Source organism: Proteus sp. G4380 (assembly GCF_963885725.1).
GTDB classification, from domain to species: Bacteria; Pseudomonadota; Gammaproteobacteria; order Enterobacterales; family Enterobacteriaceae; genus Proteus; species Proteus mirabilis.
Map to the genome: position 1 here is coordinate 31,335 of NZ_CAWPAV010000029.1, position 16,253 is coordinate 47,587.

The window sequence follows — 16,253 nt, forward strand, 5'->3', positions numbered from 1 at the left end:
GGGTATATTATCCCGCCTTTTATCATTATGTAACTTATAACATTAATGCTATTGCAATAAAAAGTCCCCACTAAAAAATGAATCAGATTGAGTAATACTCAACTGACGAAACTTATTTAAAAAAGCATAAAATTGTCGATTAATCAGTGGATCATTAAGTGCACCAATATCAAAAATTGAGGTGATTGTTGTGTATTCTACTGAAATCGTAAATTTTCGCCCCGAACAACTGGCTAATAACATTTTGGCTGTTCGATGTGAGAAACGTAGACTCATTATTTTTAATTTAGGTACAAAAATAAGCTGATTATTATGATTAAGGATTTCCGTCACACCTGCAATAGTTATCGTTTTATAGCTATCAAAGGATTGGCGTATTCCTAGTTCAATTTGTTGTCCCTGATTGCGTAAAAAATCGATAAACTCGGCTAATGACGGTGACGCTGCATTAATGGCTGCACCTAATAACAGTTGCACAAAGGCTTGAGCAATTGAAAAATCAAATGTTTGCTTATCAAGTCGTTTGCTTTCAACTTTATTACGGCTAAGCAAAGGCAAATGATTAAGGGTTTCTAGCCAATGCTCTGGTTGATAATAAGCTTCACTATCTTCTTTTTTCAATACTGAAAGATGATTCGACATAATAGAGATTAAGGCAATTTGTATATCTTTCAGTTGTGTCATGATCATTTTTTCTGATTCGTTAAAACGTTTAGGTGAAGCGATAATAAATTGAACAAGTCCTTCTGTATCTTTGATATTAAGTGTCTGTTGTAATGATTTTATTGCTAAAGGCTGTGGAAAAGGGGGCGTAATAGGTTGTGCAAAATAACTATCAGCCATCATAATCTTTTTTAGTTGTTCGGCTTGTTGATTGTTCATATACATTATCCTTTATTTGCAATAATACCCCCATTAAATCCTAATTAAGTTAAAAGAAAGAGATTAAGTTTTGTTAGTAATATAATCTCAATAACATCATATTAACAAATCGTGTGGTCCGTAAGCGAAATTTCTCTTTCTATGATATGGTTAATAGATAACCTTACCTATTTTGATAGTTTGTGATTGCTGTCAGCATAAAAATAAGAAGGAGAGGAGCTATGTCGTTACGTCTGAAAAAGGAGAGTCTTTCTACGCTCTCTGTAGGTACTCATCAATATGAGTATTACCGTCTTTCTGAAGTTGCTCGTCAATTAGGGGATATCACTCGTCTCCCTAAATCGTTAAAGGTTCTGCTAGAAAATTTAGTCCGCTATCTTGATGATGATACGGTTGTTGAAGATGATATTAAGGCATTGGTAGATTGGCAAAAAAATGCCCACGCCTCCCGTGAAATAGCCTATCGCCCAGCAAGAGTATTAATGCAAGATTTTACGGGTGTACCTGCCGTTGTTGATTTAGCCGCTATGCGTGAAGCCGTAAAATCTTTGGGGGGAAATGTAGAAAAAGTTAATCCACTTTCTCCTGTTGACTTGGTTATCGACCATTCGGTGATGGTTGATAAATATGCCAGTGATGATGCTTTTGAGAAAAACGTTGAAATTGAAATGCAGCGTAACTATGAGCGTTATCTCTTTTTACGTTGGGGGCAACAGTCGTTTGAACGTTTTCGTGTAGTACCTCCTGGAACGGGCATTTGCCATCAGGTTAACTTAGAATATTTAGGTAAAGCGATATGGTCTGAACAACAAAATGGCCGACATATTGCTTACCCTGATACTTTGGTTGGAACCGATTCACATACTACTATGATCAATGGTCTGGGCGTGTTGGGTTGGGGCGTTGGTGGCATTGAGGCGGAAGCTGCGATGTTAGGCCAACCGATCTCAATGCTGATCCCTGATGTGGTAGGTTTTAAGTTAACGGGTAAACTACGTGAGGGGATCACAGCGACTGACCTAGTATTAACCGTAACGCAAATGTTACGTCAACATGGTGTGGTAGGGAAATTTGTTGAGTTTTATGGTGATGGACTAGCTTCTTTGCCTCTTGCTGACCGAGCGACGATTGCCAATATGTCACCTGAATATGGTGCAACCTGTGGCTTCTTTCCTATTGACGAAATTACACTAGATTATTTACGTCTTACCGGGCGTGAAGAGCAAGAAATTGCATTAGTTGAAGCCTATAGTAAAGAGCAAGGCTTATGGCGTCATGCCGGTGATGAACCTATTTTCACCTCAACCTTATCGTTAGATATGGGCACTGTGGAAGCAAGTCTTGCTGGCCCTAAACGACCACAAGATAGAGTTAACTTGCTGAATGTACCAAAAGCATTTAAAGCTGCTGTAGAGCTTGAAACAAATAAAAAACCTCTCGCTCAATATCCTCAGGTCACTATTGATAATCAGCCTCCTTTTACCTTAACGGATGGTGCGGTAGTGATTGCAGCGATCACCTCATGTACCAATACCTCTAACCCTAATGTCTTAATGGCCGCAGGTCTACTGGCTAAAAATGCGGTAGAAAAAGGCCTACAGCGTAAGCCATGGGTCAAATCGTCATTAGCCCCCGGCTCTAAAGTGGTGACAGACTACTTAGCACTGGCAGGATTAACACCTTATTTAGATAAACTTGGTTTTAATTTGGTTGGTTATGGTTGTACCACATGTATTGGTAATTCAGGGCCTTTATTAGCCCCGATTGAAGAGGCGATTAAAGATAATGATTTAACTATAGCCGCTGTATTATCGGGTAATCGTAACTTTGAAGGTCGTATCCATCCTTTAGTGAAAACCAACTGGCTTGCTTCTCCTCCTTTAGTCGTGGCTTATGCGCTATTTGGTAATATGAATATTGATTTGACCAAAGAGCCATTAGGTGAAGATAAGCAGGGCAATCCGGTCTATTTAAAAGATATTTGGCCTGATAGTAAAGCCATTGCCGATGCGGTGGAAAAAGTAAAAACGCAGATGTTCCATAAAGAGTATTCTGCGGTATTTGATGGTGATGAAACTTGGCAATCACTAAAAATACAAGATACCCCGGTGTATGCTTGGCAACCTGATTCTACCTATATTCGCCATCCTCCTTTTTTTGAAGGTATGACAAAAACACCTGAGGCGATTAAAGATATTCACCAAGCCAGTATTTTAGCCATATTAGGTGACTCGGTGACCACCGATCATATTTCACCTGCAGGGAATATTAAAGCTGATAGTCCTGCAGGGCGTTATCTTCGAGAGCATGGTGTTGAACCAAAAGACTTTAACTCTTACGGTTCAAGACGTGGTAATCACGAAGTTATGATGCGAGGAACTTTTGCAAATATCCGTATTCGTAATGAAATGGTGCCGGGGATCGAAGGGGGCTTTACAAAACATATTCCAACGGGAGAAACGTTAGCCATTTATGATGCGGCGATGCGTTATCAGCAAGAAAATACGCCTTTAGCCATTATTGCCGGTAATGAATATGGATCAGGCTCTAGCCGTGACTGGGCCGCCAAAGGTACACGATTATTAGGTGTGCGAGTGGTGATAGCCGGATCGTTTGAACGTATTCACCGTTCTAATTTGATTGGTATGGGAGTATTACCTTTAGAATTTCCTAACGGTGTATCACGCCAGACTTTAGGGCTCAAAGGTGATGAAAAAATTGAGATAACGGGGCTTAATTCGCTAACACCGGGTCAAGATGTCGCTGTCAATATTACTTTTGCAGATGGTCGCCAAGAAACTATTATGGCTCGTTGTCGTATTGATACGCAAACTGAGCTGGCTTATTTTGAACATGGCGGGATCTTGCATTATGTTATTCGTAATATGTTGTAAAATAATTTAGTAAGTATTAATTAGTTGGCGAAGAATGATGAATTAATTCTTCGCTTTCTTTTTTATAATAGAATATTTTTATATTTCATAATATCGACAAATGATTTCATCTAATACTATAAACTAACCATTAAATGCTAAACGTATTTTTAATGAGTATCAAGTTAATATAACAATATTAACAGGGTGTTATTATGGAGGTGTTTATGAAGAAATATAAAATAACGAGTGAAACAAAAGAATATAATGGTGTTACTTTATATAGAATTAGAAGAGTGTATACAGATAGTCCAGGAGGATGGATAGAAAATGAAAGTAATTTAAGTAGAGATGATAATTGTTTTATTTTTGATAATGTAATGGTATTTGGTAATGCTAAAGTCACAGATAATGCAATTATAAGAAATAATGTGAAGATCTACGGTAATGCAATAGTTAAGGGAAATAGTAAAGTAAAAGACAATGCAGAGATTTATGGTAATGTGCTAGTGGAAGATAATGTGACAATATCTGATGATGTTGTAATATATGATAATGCAGTTATTAAAGATAATGCGAGAATATCTGACGATGCTGTAATATATGATAATGCTGTTATTAAAGATAATGCTAAAGTATCAGAATATGCTATTGTTCGTGGTGATGCAATAGTTGAAAAAAATGGTTGGGTGACTGGTTATGCGACTGTTGAGGGAAATACAATTGTATCGAAAGGTGAGGTTATTAAGAGCCAATTTGGCTCTTGGGATGATATTGATGAACTAAGAGCATTTTATATTTATATTAATAGATATAACAGTACAGCGACTGCATATGTTAATGGTAGACATCAGGTACCTATTACTATTTATATAGAGGCTTTAGATAAAAATGGTCGTATCATAAAAATAGCCAAAGAAGATATTTATAGAAATACACATATTGTAAATGAAAAAAATCTTCCTATTGACCGCAATGATATTTCTTTATCTGATAAAGAAAATGGATTTGTATTTCCAAGCAGTGAAGAAGCAACATTGAACTCCCCTGATGCATCTACTTGTGTTATTTATCTTTCTGTTAATAAAGTGATAGATACCTTTAGAATTTGTGCACAGACTCACATTAAAGGAAAAGAGTATACTACAGCCTTTAAAAATAATTACAGTGATTATTTAAATTTTATCATTCTGGACGTTGCACCAAAAAAAATATTTACAGAAGCAGATGTAGACATAGAACCGCTGGTAAATCCTAGAATAGAAAAAGATGTAGAAACATCAGGTGATGTCTTGACGAAATATTATCTAAGGTTTAACGGTAATAATAGAACGATAACTAAGAGTGTAGAGTATGAAGAAAATAAATCTTTTCATTATTTTCAAAAAGGTCATTATCAGATTATTAGCACATCGACTGATAAATATATTAAAAAAATTCCATTAAAGCCTCATTATTACACTAAGGAATTCCATTTTAAACCAGATACTTTAATTCCGGTCACATCAGCAAATGATGAGGATGGGGTATGTTTCTGGAGCTATAGTATAGAATATGGAAAAGCGTTTACATCCAGTAGGAAAGATGAAGAAATGAATTGTATTATATATGATCAATATGGTAATGATCTTCAAGTATCAATTAAAGCAGATGAAAATAATAAATTAAAGTTTTATTTTGGGTCATAACTATTAATAAATAGGTCACTTATTATAAGTGACCTGATAAATTATAAGTCGTGTTTACCACCCTTGAATAGCACCACCTTTAAAAATAGTCTCAGCGGCTGTTGCCACTTCGGGTGACTGGTAGGCTTTAATAAAATCGCGTACATTCTCTGCTTCTTTATTATCTTCTCTTGTAACAATAATATTAGTATAAGGTGAACTTTTATCTTCAATAAAAATACTGTCTTTGGTTGGTGATAAATTAATTTGTTGGATATAAGTTGTGCTAATTATCGCAACTGTTACTTGGGGATCGTTTAATACTCGTGGTAGTTGCGCACCTTCTAATTGCATAATATTTAATTTAAGTGGATTATCAATAATATCGAGTGTTGTGGGTAATAGGCCACTGTCAGGGTTTAAGGTGATCAGTTTCTCTTTTTGTAGCAATAATAATGCGCGCCCCAAGTTGGTTGGATCATTGGGCAGTGCTATTGTATCACCGGGTTTTAATTCTTGAGGATGTTTAATTTTGGTTGAATAACCTGCCATAGGAAAAACAAAGGTATTGCCTACCGCGACGAGGTTATAACCACGAGAACGATTATCTTGCTCAAGGAAAGGGCGATGTTGGAACACATTGGCATCTAATTCTTTGTTTGCAGTGGGATCGTTAGGTAACAATGAGCCACTAAAACCCACCAGCTCAACCTCTAAACCATATTTTTCTTTAGCCACTTTTTTAGCGACTTCTGCCACATCTTGCTCTGCACCATTAATCACCCCCACTTTAATTGCATAACGGTTGTTATCATTGTTATCGCAACCTGTTAATAGTGTCCCAGCTAATAAAAGAGACGCAAAAATCCTACCAGAAAAATGTAATGGCATTATGCTATTCCTATTAAAAATTATTTAGTTATAAATAGCTTAAAGCCAGTTAAAGAGTCAACAGCTTGCCATATGATAAAATTTCACATGATATAATTTAATAATTAAAGGATAAAAAATCATCTTGAAAATAGTCAGTAGCTTGATGGGGTAAGTGCAGGAAAATAAAATCCGGGCTAAATCACCCGGATTGAATAATAACGCTGATAATCTATCCGATATTTATGTTATTGCGCTTTTTTAAATAACATATGTCCCATTTTATCCGCTTTAGTATCAAGATAATGAGCATTACTTGGATTACGTCCTACGATTAATGGAACACGCTCTACCACGTTGATCCCAGCTTCTTTCATTATTTCGATTTTCTTTGGATTATTGGTTAATAATCGTACTTCATGTATGCCTAATAGATTATACATATCAGCGCAAAGGGTAAAGTCGCGCTCATCGGCTTTAAATCCTAACTTTAGATTAGCTTCGACAGTATCTAATCCTTGGTCTTGTAATGCATAAGCGCGGATTTTATTAAGTAAACCAATATTGCGACCTTCTTGGCGATGATAAAGTAATACACCACGGCCTTCTTTGCTAATTTGTGAAAGGGCAGCTTCTAGCTGAAAACCACAATCACAACGCAGGCTAAATAGTGCATCGCCAGTTAAACATTCAGAATGAATACGGGATAAAACGGGTTTTGTGCCAGAAATGTCACCAAAAACGAGGGCAACATGATCTTTTCCTGTGGCAATTTCTTCAAAACCCACCATTAAAAACTCACCAAAAGGAGTAGGGAGTTTTGCTTCTGCGATACGTCTTAATTTCATTATTTTTGACTCATAATTTCAGGTGATACTCTCGTTCAAGATTATACACTTTATAACGAGGACAAAGAGAAATAAAACACTGAAATGGTTCCTTGTCTAAATCGGCAGGGAATTTGATCACACACACTTAATAAATCACACCTAAACAAATTATCAGATTTTGAGCCTACTTGCATAATTATTTATTGCTAAACTGGTATTGTTTATACTAATCATTTATATCAGTTAATCATCAGTAAATAAAAACAGTGCATACAGAATAGATAAGGACAAATAGATTGAATAAGCAAATATCAGTATTGATGCTTTTAGGAAGTGGATTGCTTTTGATTGTACCTATTGTGGTGCTTATTCTGGGATGGCAATGGCAACCATCAGCACATCCTCTGGGAGGCGAAAGCACTTTATGGATAGCCAATAGTGCGGCTAAACCTTGGGGAGCTTTAACTATATTACTTTGCCTTGTTTTGCTCTTTTTTATTCTTAAACTACCTAAAAAAGCATTTATTCAGTTGGCAATTATTATGGTCGCGACTTTGATGTTGGGGCAGTTGATCAAAGTGGTTGTAAAAAATAGCGTTAAAGAGCCACGACCTTATGTGGTTTGGGTCAGTAACCAACTATCAATATCACCAGAACATTTTTACCAAGTGTCTCGTCCTGAGCGTGAGCAACTGTTGCATAATGGATTATCTCATTCGTCGCTGATCCCTCAATGGCAATTAAGCCATTGGCGAGCAGAAACCGGTTATGCCTTTCCTTCTGGACACAGCTTATTCTCTGCAACACTGGCTTTATTTGTGTTTGTGCTGTGTATGTTACGACGTCATTATTTTTTAGCCAGCTTAGGGATATTATGGGGTATTGATGTGACTGTCGGACGAATAATATTAGGTATGCACTGGGCATCTGATGTGATTGTCGGTATTCTGATTAGTGCTGTGTTGGTGTGGTGTGCATTTTGGATGATTGAACGACGATTGTTGTTAAAACCTTGATAATCGTTTTTCTTTTTGAGATAGCGAATTTATTTTTCACTATTTATGTGAAAAAATATACGAAAATCAGATGATTCTAAGAAATGACTTTCTTTGTGAGTGGTGAAAATGCTACCTTTATCCCTTATCCAAAGAAAAGAGAATAAAAAGGAAATAATGTGAAGAAAGTTCTACTTTTTATTTTGGTTGTTCTGGTGCTAGCTATTGTCGTAATAGCCATGACGTTAGGTTCAAATAATGATCAGGTGATCACCTTCAATTATCTTATTGCTCAAGGTGAATATCGTATCTCTACTTTATTAGCCACGCTGTTTGGTGTTGGTTTTGTACTGGGCTGGATCGTCAGTGGCGTTTTTTACTTGCGAGTACGTTTATCATTAGTAAGAGCAAAGCGTAAAATTAAGCGCCTTGAAAGTGAGCAAACCAAACAAGAAAGCCAAGAAAATCGTTCTACAGCCGTTTCTACTGTAAAATAAGGACGAGAATAGATGCTTGAGTTGCTGTTTCTGTTATTACCGGTCGCTGCGGCTTATGGCTGGTATATGGGGCGTCGTGGTGCGCAACAGGATAAACAGCAAAATGCCGATCGCCTGTCACGTGAATATGTGGCAGGGGTTAACTTTTTACTTTCTGATCAACAAGACAAAGCGGTTGATCTGTTCCTTGAAATGCTTAAAGAGGATAGCTCAGCCTTTGAAGCACATCTTACTTTAGGTAATCTATTTCGCTCTCGTGGTGAAGTTGAACGTGCGATTCGTATTCACCAATCGTTAATGGAGAGCGCGGCACTCTCTTTTGAACAACGTCTTCTCGCTATTCAGCAACTTGGCCGTGATTATGTCGCAGCAGGGGTTTATGATCGCGCTGAACATATGTTTTTACAGCTGATTGATGAGCAGGATTTTCGTCAAAGTGCATTACAATCCCTCCTAGCCATTTATCAACTTACCAGTGACTGGGGTAAGGCGATAGAAACCGCAGAGAAATTGGTAAAACTGGGTCAACATGAACTTAAAGAGCAAATTGCTCATTTCTATTGTGAACTCGCATTGCAAGAAATGAGCAGTGATAATCTTGATAATGCGCTAAGTTTTCTACAAAAAGCCGGGCAAATGGATCCACTTTGTGCCCGTGTTTCCATTATGTATGGTCGTATCTATATCGCGCGCGATGAAAAAAATAAAGCCATTGATGTATTAATGAAAGTGATTGAGCAAGATAAAGAGATGGTCAGTGAGACCTTGCCAATGCTTTTTGAATGCTTCCAATCTCAAGGTGATCCCGCACGTTGGGAAGCCTATCTACGTCAATGTGTCGAGAGTAATTGTGGTGCTATTGCAGAGCTTTATCTTGCCGATATTATTGAAGAGAAAGAGGGCATTGAAGCTGCACAGTTATATATTAATCGCCAACTAGAACGTCATCCTACCATGCGACTTTTCTATCGTTTAATGCGCTATCATTTAGCTGAAGCAGAAGAAGGACGCGCAAAAGAGAGCCTGATCTTATTACGTTATATGGTCGGTGAGCAGATCCGCACAAAACCTGATTACCGTTGCCATAAATGTGGTTTTACCTCCCATGCATTATATTGGCATTGTCCATCCTGTCGCTCTTGGGATACCGTTAAGCCGATACGTGGCTTAGATGGTCAGTGACGATGTCACTTTTAATAGTCTCTTGATAAATAAAGGCCTTAAAATGTCATTTGATTGTGATAAAAAATCGCCCAGCTCTACCTGCGCGCCCGTTATTGTGGCACTAGACTATGAAGACCAAAAAAGTGCACTCGATTTTGCACAACTTATCGACCCTTCATCTTGTCGCCTTAAAATTGGTAAAGAGATGTTTACTCGCTTTGGACCGCAATTTGTAACGCAATTGCAACAGCAAGGGTTTGATATTTTCTTAGATTTAAAATTTCATGATATACCCAATACGGTGGCGAGAGCAGTTGCCGCGGCTGCCGATTTAGGGGTATGGATGGTAAATGTGCATGCGAGTGGTGGTAGTCGTATGATGCGTGCGGCAAAGGAGAGCTTAAGATCATTTGGCAAAGAGGCACCGCTATTAACCGCTGTCACTGTGTTGACCAGTATGGATCAATCCGATCTCACTGAATTGGGCATTAACCTAACTCCAGCAGAACAAGCCGAACGCTTAGCATTACTGGCTAAAGCCTGTGGTCTTGATGGTGTGGTATGTTCGGCCCATGAAGCCACTCGTTTTAAACAAGTGTGTGGTGATGACTTTTTATTGGTCACTCCCGGAATTCGACCCGCGGGGAGCGAAGTGGGTGATCAGCGTCGAGTTATGACGCCAGAGCAAGCGATAGTGGCTGGGGTGGATTATATGGTGATCGGCAGACCTATTACACGCAGTGAAAATCCACTGGAAACTTTACAGCAAATTAATCGTTCTATACAAGGTGTTGTGCAACATGGATAATAATTCTCGGCTGGTTTATTCTACTGATATTGGTCGGATTAAAGAAGAAGAGCAGAAACCTACACGCCCCGCCGGTGATGGTATTGTGCGTATCCAACGTCAAACCAGTGGCCGTAAAGGTAAGGGTGTTTGTGTTATCTCCGGTATTGATTTGGATGATGCAGCTCTGGCTAAATTAGCGGCTGAATTAAAAAAGAAATGTGGTTGTGGTGGCAGTGTTAAAGAGGGATTAATTGAAATCCAAGGTGATAAACGGGATTTAATTAAATCTTTATTAGAAGCGAAAGGGATGAAAGTGAAATTGGCCGGAGGCTGAGGTCGTTTTTTATCACAACCCCAATCATTGATTGAAGCCTAGTATTCTACATATAGTGCGCTTATCTTGTTGAAGGTCGGCGCATTTTTATTATTAGCAAACTAGTTTTAGTGGTGACGGTGTCACTTTATATATCTGTAGAGTCGCAAAATAAAATAAAAAAGCTGATAACCTGAGTAGGTTATCAGCTTGATAATATCTATTACGCTAAATAGCTGTTAAATCGGACGAGCAACAATATTACGCGTTTCTAGTTTCACATCTTCAATACGTACCGGAATAATGTCATTAAGCTTATAGGCTGTTTCACCTTTAATAATGACAGAGCCAGTTTCTTGACTGCATTGAATTTCGTCACGTACTGCATGTAAAAATGGTGCAGGAATAAAGGCAATAGCCCCATTTTCAACTAAACGTACCCGAATACCACCACGAGTAATATCAATAATTTCGGCATTAAAGGTACTCTCAGTGCCAGCAAAAGGTTTTAAGAAGCGCGCATATAACCAATCACCGACATCGCGCTCGGCCATACGGTTAGCACGACGACGTTCGGCAATACGAACACAATCTTCATCTTGCGGTTTTTCTGCCGCACTTTTGCTGATAATCGCTTTTAATAAGCGGTGATTTAAAATATCACTGTATTTACGGATCGGTGATGTCCATGTCGCATAAGCTTCAAGGCCTAAACCAAAGTGAGGGCCTGGCTCTGTTTTTATTTCAGCGAAGTTTTGGAAACGACGAATACGGCTATCAAGGAATTGGTTTGGCTGATTATCCAGTTCACGACGTAAGCGACAGAAACCTTCAAGGGTTAATAACTCATCTGCGTTAGTTTCAATACCGTGCTCTTTTAAGGTTTGTGAGACTTGATCAATATAGAGCGGATCAAAACCAGTATGAACGTTATAAATACCAAAACCGAGATTGCGACTAAGTACCTTTGCCGCACAAATATTGGCGGTGATCATCGCTTCTTCCACGATACGGTTGGCAGTACGACGTTTTTCCGCCACGATATCTAATACGTTGCCACTGTCATCAAGAATAAAGCGATAGTCAGGACGCTCTTTAAAGACGAGAGCATGTTGTTCACGCCATACATGACGTTTCTCGCTCATCTCTTTTAATAGCATGACTTGTTCATGAACAATCTCATTTTCAGGTGCCCACTGTGTTTCTTCACCTTCTAGCCAATCAGAAATATTGTCATAAACCAGTTTTGCTTTTGATTCTACCCATGCTGAGTAGAAGTGGATCTCATCGGTTAATGCACCATCCTCCATGATACCCACTTGGCAGACTAACGCAGGGCGTTTTTCATTAGGGCGCAATGAGCAGAGATTATCTGATAGCTCACGAGGTAACATCGGGATATTAAAGCCCGGTAGATAGTTTGTTAGCGCTCGTTGTGCTGCAATGGTATCTAATTCACTATTAGGCTGAATATAAGCCGTTGGATCGGCAATAGCGATATACAGTGAAAGTTGGCCATTTTCTTCTTTACGAATATATAACGCATCGTCCATATCTTCGGTTGAAGCACTATCGATGGTCACAAAGGAGAGCGCGGTTAAATCTTCACGTGGTAGATCATCATGTAAGGTTAATGTTTCACTGTCTACTTCAGGTGCATTTCGCTCTAATTGATGACGCATTAATGTCACCCACCAAGGTGCAAAATGGTCATCTTTATCGGTAATAAAATCAGTTAATTCAGCTTGGAAATGTTTATCACCTTTAAGAGGATGTCGGCGCATTTCCGCCACTGCCCAATCTTGATCGGCAAATGGATGCGTTAAGCTTTTTACAGGACGACAAGGAATGGCATCTTTGAGTAGAGGGTGATCAGGAATAATCCATAGACGATTATCACCTTCTTTTTTCTGAACACGGCCGACAAAGCGAGTCAAAAAGGGTTCTACCAGCTCTTCAGGCTCAGCGGACTCTTTATCATTATTAGTATGTACGGCAGCAATAATGCGATCACCGTGCATCACTTTTTTCATTTGAGGAGGAGGGATAAAATAGCTTTTCTGACCATCAACTTCAAGGAAGCCAAAGCCTTTATCTGTCCCTTTTACAAGGCCTTCCACGCGCGGTGTTTGGGCATGGAGTTGCTGTTTTAGCTGAGCAAGCAGCGGATTGTCTTGAAACATATTTTTCCGGAAAGTCGGCAATTTTAATAATAAAAGTGGGCAATAGTTTTATTCGATTGTGTGTAATGACGCAAGTAATATGCATCAGAAAAACAGAGAAATTTGCACAATGTTATTGTGGATCTGTTTTTTCGGTATACTCACAGAGATCTTCAATAATACAAGAGCCACACCGTGGTTTTCTGGCAATACAGGTATAACGACCATGCAGGATAAGCCAATGGTGGCAATCGACTTTAAATTCTGCCGGTACCACTTTTAGCAGTTTTTGTTCCACTTCATTAACATTTTTTCCCGGTGCAAATTTAGTGCGATTACACACGCGAAAGATATGTGTATCAACAGCAATGGTCGGCCAACCAAAAGCGGTGTTAAGTACGACATTCGCTGTTTTACGACCGACACCGGGTAATGCCTCTAAAGCTTCTCTATTTTCAGGAACTTGGCCATGATGTTTATCTACCAATATTTGGCAGGTTTTAATCACATTCTCAGCTTTTGTATTAAATAGGCCAATGGTCTTAATATAGGATTTGATCCCCTCAACACCTAATTCCAGCATTGCTTGAGGTGTATTGGCAACAGGATAAAGTTTTGCTGTTGCCTTATTAACACTAACATCGGTGGCTTGTGCAGAGAGTAACACGGAGATCAATAATTCAAACGGGGAGTTAAATCTTAACTCAGTAGTAGGATGCGGATTGTTATCCCGCAACCTAGTTAAAATTTCTATACGTTTAGCTTGATTCATTATGCTCACAAATTAGTTTTTAACAATATGACTGCCACAACCTTGTTCTTTTTCATAGGTTTTGGTCGTGGATGGAACGCGTTTTTTCTGTTTTTCATCAATCAGGTATTTTATGGCCAGCATAAAACCTAAACCAATAAAGGCACCGGGTGGTAAAATAGCCAGTAAGAAAGGTGAGTCTAAATGTACTATCTCAACCCTTAATACTTGCGCCCATTCACCTAATAATAAATCAGCACCATCAAATAAAGTGCCATTACCTAATATTTCACGCATTGCCCCTAAAACAAAGAGTGCCGCTGTTGCACCTAATCCCATAGCAAAGCCATCAATTGCTGAAGGGAAAACTTCATTTTTAGCTGCAAACGCCTCTGCACGACCAATCACAATACAGTTAGTGACAATAAGAGGAATAAATATTCCTAACGATTGGTATAAACCATAAGCATAGGCATTGATAAGCAATTGTACCGCACTAACAACGGATGCGATAATCATAACATAAATTGGAATACGAATTTCAGAGGGAACCCAACGACGTAAACTAGACACTGCTACATTGGTACAAACTAATACTAATGTTGTGGCTAGACCTAAGCCTAGAGCATTGGTCGCGGTAGAAGACACTGCCAGTAATGGGCACAGCCCTAATAATTGAACTAAAGCAGAGTTATTCTTCCATAATCCTTGTGAAAACAGTTCTTTGATCATACTCATTTTAATTCGCCTCACAAGCTGAAAGGGTATCTAATTTTTCAGGTAAAGATTGTATTAACCATGCAGTGCGTTTTGATGCATTAACGACGGCTCTTGGTGTGATAGTTGCTCCGGTGAATTGGTCAAAATCACCACCATCTTTTTTTACCGCCCAATGTGAGTCATGATCACTGGTAATAAACTTGTTACTTAATGAGTAAATCCAATCTGAAATACGCGTTTCTATTTTATCACCTAGCCCCGGTGTTTCATTATGTGTTGTCACGCGAACACCGAGTACTTTGCCACTAAAATCAGCACCAACTAATAATTCAATCGCCCCTGAATAACCGTCAGGTGCCGTTGATTCTAATGCGGCGGCGACAGGTTTACCATTAAAACGAGCAACATAAAGTTTATGTGGTTTTTCATTACCTAATGCTTTATCTGTCAAAATATAACAATCTTGCGCGAGATGGTTATTGTAGAGAGAGGTTGGGATCACTTGGTCTAATAATTTCTGTTTTTCTAAAGCCGCTTGCTCTGCGATAGTATTCGCCGTCAAGTGATAGACGACAGCCGTTAACCCTGTGGTACAGGCCGCAAAGATAGCTAATGTTAACCCATGACGTTTTAGTATCTCGATCATCATTATCTCCATTAATGTCCATAAACCCGAGGACGGGTATAACTATCAATAAGCGGTACAGCAATATTAGCTAATAGGACTGAGAAGGCCACGGCATCAGGATAACCACCATAGACACGAATAATCCACACTAATAGGCCAATGATTGCACCATAGATTAATCGCCCTTTTGGTGTGGTGGAGGCGCTAACAGGATCGGTGGCAATAAAGAAAGCCCCTAACATCGTCGCACCTGAGAAAAGCTGTAATAGTGGCTGAGAGTAACGAGTAGCATCGATCCCCCAACTGATCAGTGAACAAACACCAAGTAGCGTTAACATGGCAACAGGAATTTGCCAGCTAATAATTCGTTTATATAACAAGATAACGCCCCCAACCAGATAGGCAACATTCACCCATTGCCAACCCATTCCCGCAAATCCACCTTGTAAGATTGGCGTTGCTAATACTTCATCAATAGAGTGGGTTAATAATCCAGTTTTAAAACTATCAAGTGGTGTGGCTTGGGTAATGCCATCTACAGAGCGTCTTAAATCTTCAAGGGTGAGTCCTGAGGGTGTATGTCCGGTAAAGAAAATACTTAAGCTATCTATAAAGTTATAAGACACTGCTTGTAATTCAATGGGGGGCATCCATGATGTCATTTGTACAGGAAAGGAGATCAATAGCACCACATAACCGACCATCGCGGGATTAAATGGGTTTTGACCTAATCCACCATAAATATGTTTGGCAATAACAACCGCAAAAAATGTCCCTAAAACAATTATCCACCAAGGCGCTAAAGGAGGAATACTAATTGCTAGTAAGATACCTGTTAGTAAGGCGGAATTATCTTTTAGGTATAGAAGTGGATCTTCTTTTCTGAGTTTGACACAAATAGTCTCCGCCAATAGCGCGACAATGATTGCCAAGATAATTTGATATAGCGTCCCTAAACCAAAGAAGTAGAGTTGGCATAGAATACCTGGAATAGCGGCCAATATTACCCACAACATCACTTGACTGGTGGATTGTTGATTATGAGTAAATGGAGAGCTGGCGATTTTCAATTTGCTATTGTTATTTTGTATTGGTCTAAATTTCATTTGTA

General features: G+C 38.9%; 15 protein-coding genes. 7 read left to right on the top strand and 8 right to left on the bottom strand.

Annotated elements, in window-relative coordinates:
* Window positions 1-48: 48 nt before the first annotated feature.
* Window positions 49-882: a hypothetical protein gene (locus AACU98_RS01795; RefSeq protein ID WP_004248113.1), complete on the bottom strand. Its 834-nt coding sequence runs from the start codon at window positions 880-882 to the stop codon at window positions 49-51.
* Between the two features lie 221 nt (window positions 883-1,103).
* Between AACU98_RS01795 and acnA the strand changes: the two genes are divergently transcribed.
* Complete coding sequence (gene acnA, locus AACU98_RS01800) at window positions 1,104-3,776, top strand: aconitate hydratase AcnA (protein ID WP_161735410.1); 2,673 nt, start codon at window positions 1,104-1,106, stop codon at window positions 3,774-3,776.
* 206 nt (window positions 3,777-3,982) lie between these two features.
* Window positions 3,983-5,443 carry a transferase gene (locus AACU98_RS01805; protein ID WP_004251102.1) on the top strand — a complete coding sequence of 487 codons (1,461 nt, stop codon included), beginning with the start codon at window positions 3,983-3,985 and terminating at the stop codon, window positions 5,441-5,443.
* A 54-nt stretch (window positions 5,444-5,497) separates the two neighbouring features.
* Here AACU98_RS01805 and AACU98_RS01810 read toward each other — a convergent pair whose 3' ends face one another.
* Together AACU98_RS01810 and ribA are read right to left on the bottom strand one after the other, a co-directional pair.
* Window positions 5,498-6,313 (bottom strand): MetQ/NlpA family lipoprotein, encoded by an 816-nt coding sequence (locus AACU98_RS01810; protein ID WP_004243034.1) that lies wholly within the window; start codon window positions 6,311-6,313, stop codon window positions 5,498-5,500.
* 227 nt (window positions 6,314-6,540) lie between these two features.
* Window positions 6,541-7,140, bottom strand: a complete 600-nt coding sequence (ribA, locus tag AACU98_RS01815; protein WP_004243033.1) for a GTP cyclohydrolase II — start codon at window positions 7,138-7,140, stop codon at window positions 6,541-6,543.
* Window positions 7,141-7,418: 278 nt separating this feature from the next.
* Between ribA and pgpB the strand changes: the two genes are divergently transcribed.
* The 5 genes from pgpB to yciH all read left to right on the top strand — a co-directional run bounded on the left by pgpB (window position 7,419) and on the right by yciH (window position 10,902).
* Entirely contained in the window at window positions 7,419-8,138 is a 720-nt protein-coding gene (gene pgpB, locus AACU98_RS01820; protein WP_004248109.1) for a phosphatidylglycerophosphatase B, read from the top strand.
* Between the two features lie 158 nt (window positions 8,139-8,296).
* Window positions 8,297-8,614 (top strand): LapA family protein, encoded by a 318-nt coding sequence (locus AACU98_RS01825; RefSeq protein WP_004243031.1) that lies wholly within the window; start codon window positions 8,297-8,299, stop codon window positions 8,612-8,614.
* A 12-nt stretch (window positions 8,615-8,626) separates the two neighbouring features.
* Window positions 8,627-9,796, top strand: coding sequence for a lipopolysaccharide assembly protein LapB (gene lapB, locus AACU98_RS01830; protein ID WP_004243030.1), 1,170 nt, complete (start codon window positions 8,627-8,629; stop codon window positions 9,794-9,796).
* A 43-nt stretch (window positions 9,797-9,839) separates the two neighbouring features.
* Window positions 9,840-10,586, top strand: coding sequence for an orotidine-5'-phosphate decarboxylase (gene pyrF / locus AACU98_RS01835; protein WP_012367956.1), 747 nt, complete (start codon window positions 9,840-9,842; stop codon window positions 10,584-10,586).
* The gene (gene yciH / locus AACU98_RS01840) at window positions 10,579-10,902 is read left to right on the top strand and encodes a stress response translation initiation inhibitor YciH (RefSeq protein WP_004248106.1); all 324 of its coding nucleotides are present in this window, start codon (window positions 10,579-10,581) and stop codon (window positions 10,900-10,902) included. Before pyrF ends, yciH begins: the two co-directional genes overlap by 8 nt.
* 218 nt (window positions 10,903-11,120) lie before the next feature.
* Here yciH and AACU98_RS01845 read toward each other — a convergent pair whose 3' ends face one another.
* The 5 genes from AACU98_RS01845 to rsxD form a co-directional block, all read right to left on the bottom strand.
* Window positions 11,121-13,064 (bottom strand): exoribonuclease II, encoded by a 1,944-nt coding sequence (locus AACU98_RS01845; RefSeq protein WP_049211619.1) that lies wholly within the window; start codon window positions 13,062-13,064, stop codon window positions 11,121-11,123.
* 112 nt (window positions 13,065-13,176) lie between these two features.
* Window positions 13,177-13,815, bottom strand: a complete 639-nt coding sequence (gene nth / locus AACU98_RS01850; RefSeq protein WP_004243025.1) for an endonuclease III — start codon at window positions 13,813-13,815, stop codon at window positions 13,177-13,179.
* Between the two features lie 12 nt (window positions 13,816-13,827).
* Window positions 13,828-14,532 (bottom strand): electron transport complex subunit E, encoded by a 705-nt coding sequence (locus AACU98_RS01855; protein ID WP_004243024.1) that lies wholly within the window; start codon window positions 14,530-14,532, stop codon window positions 13,828-13,830.
* 1 nt (window position 14,533) lies between these two features.
* Window positions 14,534-15,160, bottom strand: a complete 627-nt coding sequence (gene rsxG / locus AACU98_RS01860) for an electron transport complex subunit RsxG (protein WP_004251120.1) — start codon at window positions 15,158-15,160, stop codon at window positions 14,534-14,536.
* A gap of 11 nt (window positions 15,161-15,171) precedes the next feature.
* A complete protein-coding gene (rsxD, locus tag AACU98_RS01865) occupies window positions 15,172-16,248 on the bottom strand; it encodes an electron transport complex subunit RsxD (protein WP_004243022.1) in 1,077 nt (358 codons plus the stop codon).
* Window positions 16,249-16,253: the final 5 nt, after the last annotated feature.

Coding starts and splice junctions, on each gene's coding strand:
- AACU98_RS01855 (WP_004243024.1), bottom strand. CDS start 14,532: ATGAGTATGATCAAAGAACTGTTTTCACAAGGATTATGGAAGAATAAC.
- ribA (WP_004243033.1), bottom strand. CDS start 7,140: ATGAAATTAAGACGTATCGCAGAAGCAAAACTCCCTACTCCTTTTGGT.
- rsxG (WP_004251120.1), bottom strand. CDS start 15,160: ATGATCGAGATACTAAAACGTCATGGGTTAACATTAGCTATCTTTGCG.
- lapB (WP_004243030.1), top strand. CDS start 8,627: ATGCTTGAGTTGCTGTTTCTGTTATTACCGGTCGCTGCGGCTTATGGC.
- AACU98_RS01795 (WP_004248113.1), bottom strand. CDS start 882: ATGAACAATCAACAAGCCGAACAACTAAAAAAGATTATGATGGCTGAT.
- acnA (WP_161735410.1), top strand. CDS start 1,104: ATGTCGTTACGTCTGAAAAAGGAGAGTCTTTCTACGCTCTCTGTAGGT.
- AACU98_RS01805 (WP_004251102.1), top strand. CDS start 3,983: ATGAAGAAATATAAAATAACGAGTGAAACAAAAGAATATAATGGTGTT.
- pyrF (WP_012367956.1), top strand. CDS start 9,840: ATGTCATTTGATTGTGATAAAAAATCGCCCAGCTCTACCTGCGCGCCC.
- rsxD (WP_004243022.1), bottom strand. CDS start 16,248: ATGAAATTTAGACCAATACAAAATAACAATAGCAAATTGAAAATCGCC.
- nth (WP_004243025.1), bottom strand. CDS start 13,815: ATGAATCAAGCTAAACGTATAGAAATTTTAACTAGGTTGCGGGATAAC.
- AACU98_RS01845 (WP_049211619.1), bottom strand. CDS start 13,064: ATGTTTCAAGACAATCCGCTGCTTGCTCAGCTAAAACAGCAACTCCAT.
- AACU98_RS01810 (WP_004243034.1), bottom strand. CDS start 6,313: ATGCCATTACATTTTTCTGGTAGGATTTTTGCGTCTCTTTTATTAGCT.
- yciH (WP_004248106.1), top strand. CDS start 10,579: ATGGATAATAATTCTCGGCTGGTTTATTCTACTGATATTGGTCGGATT.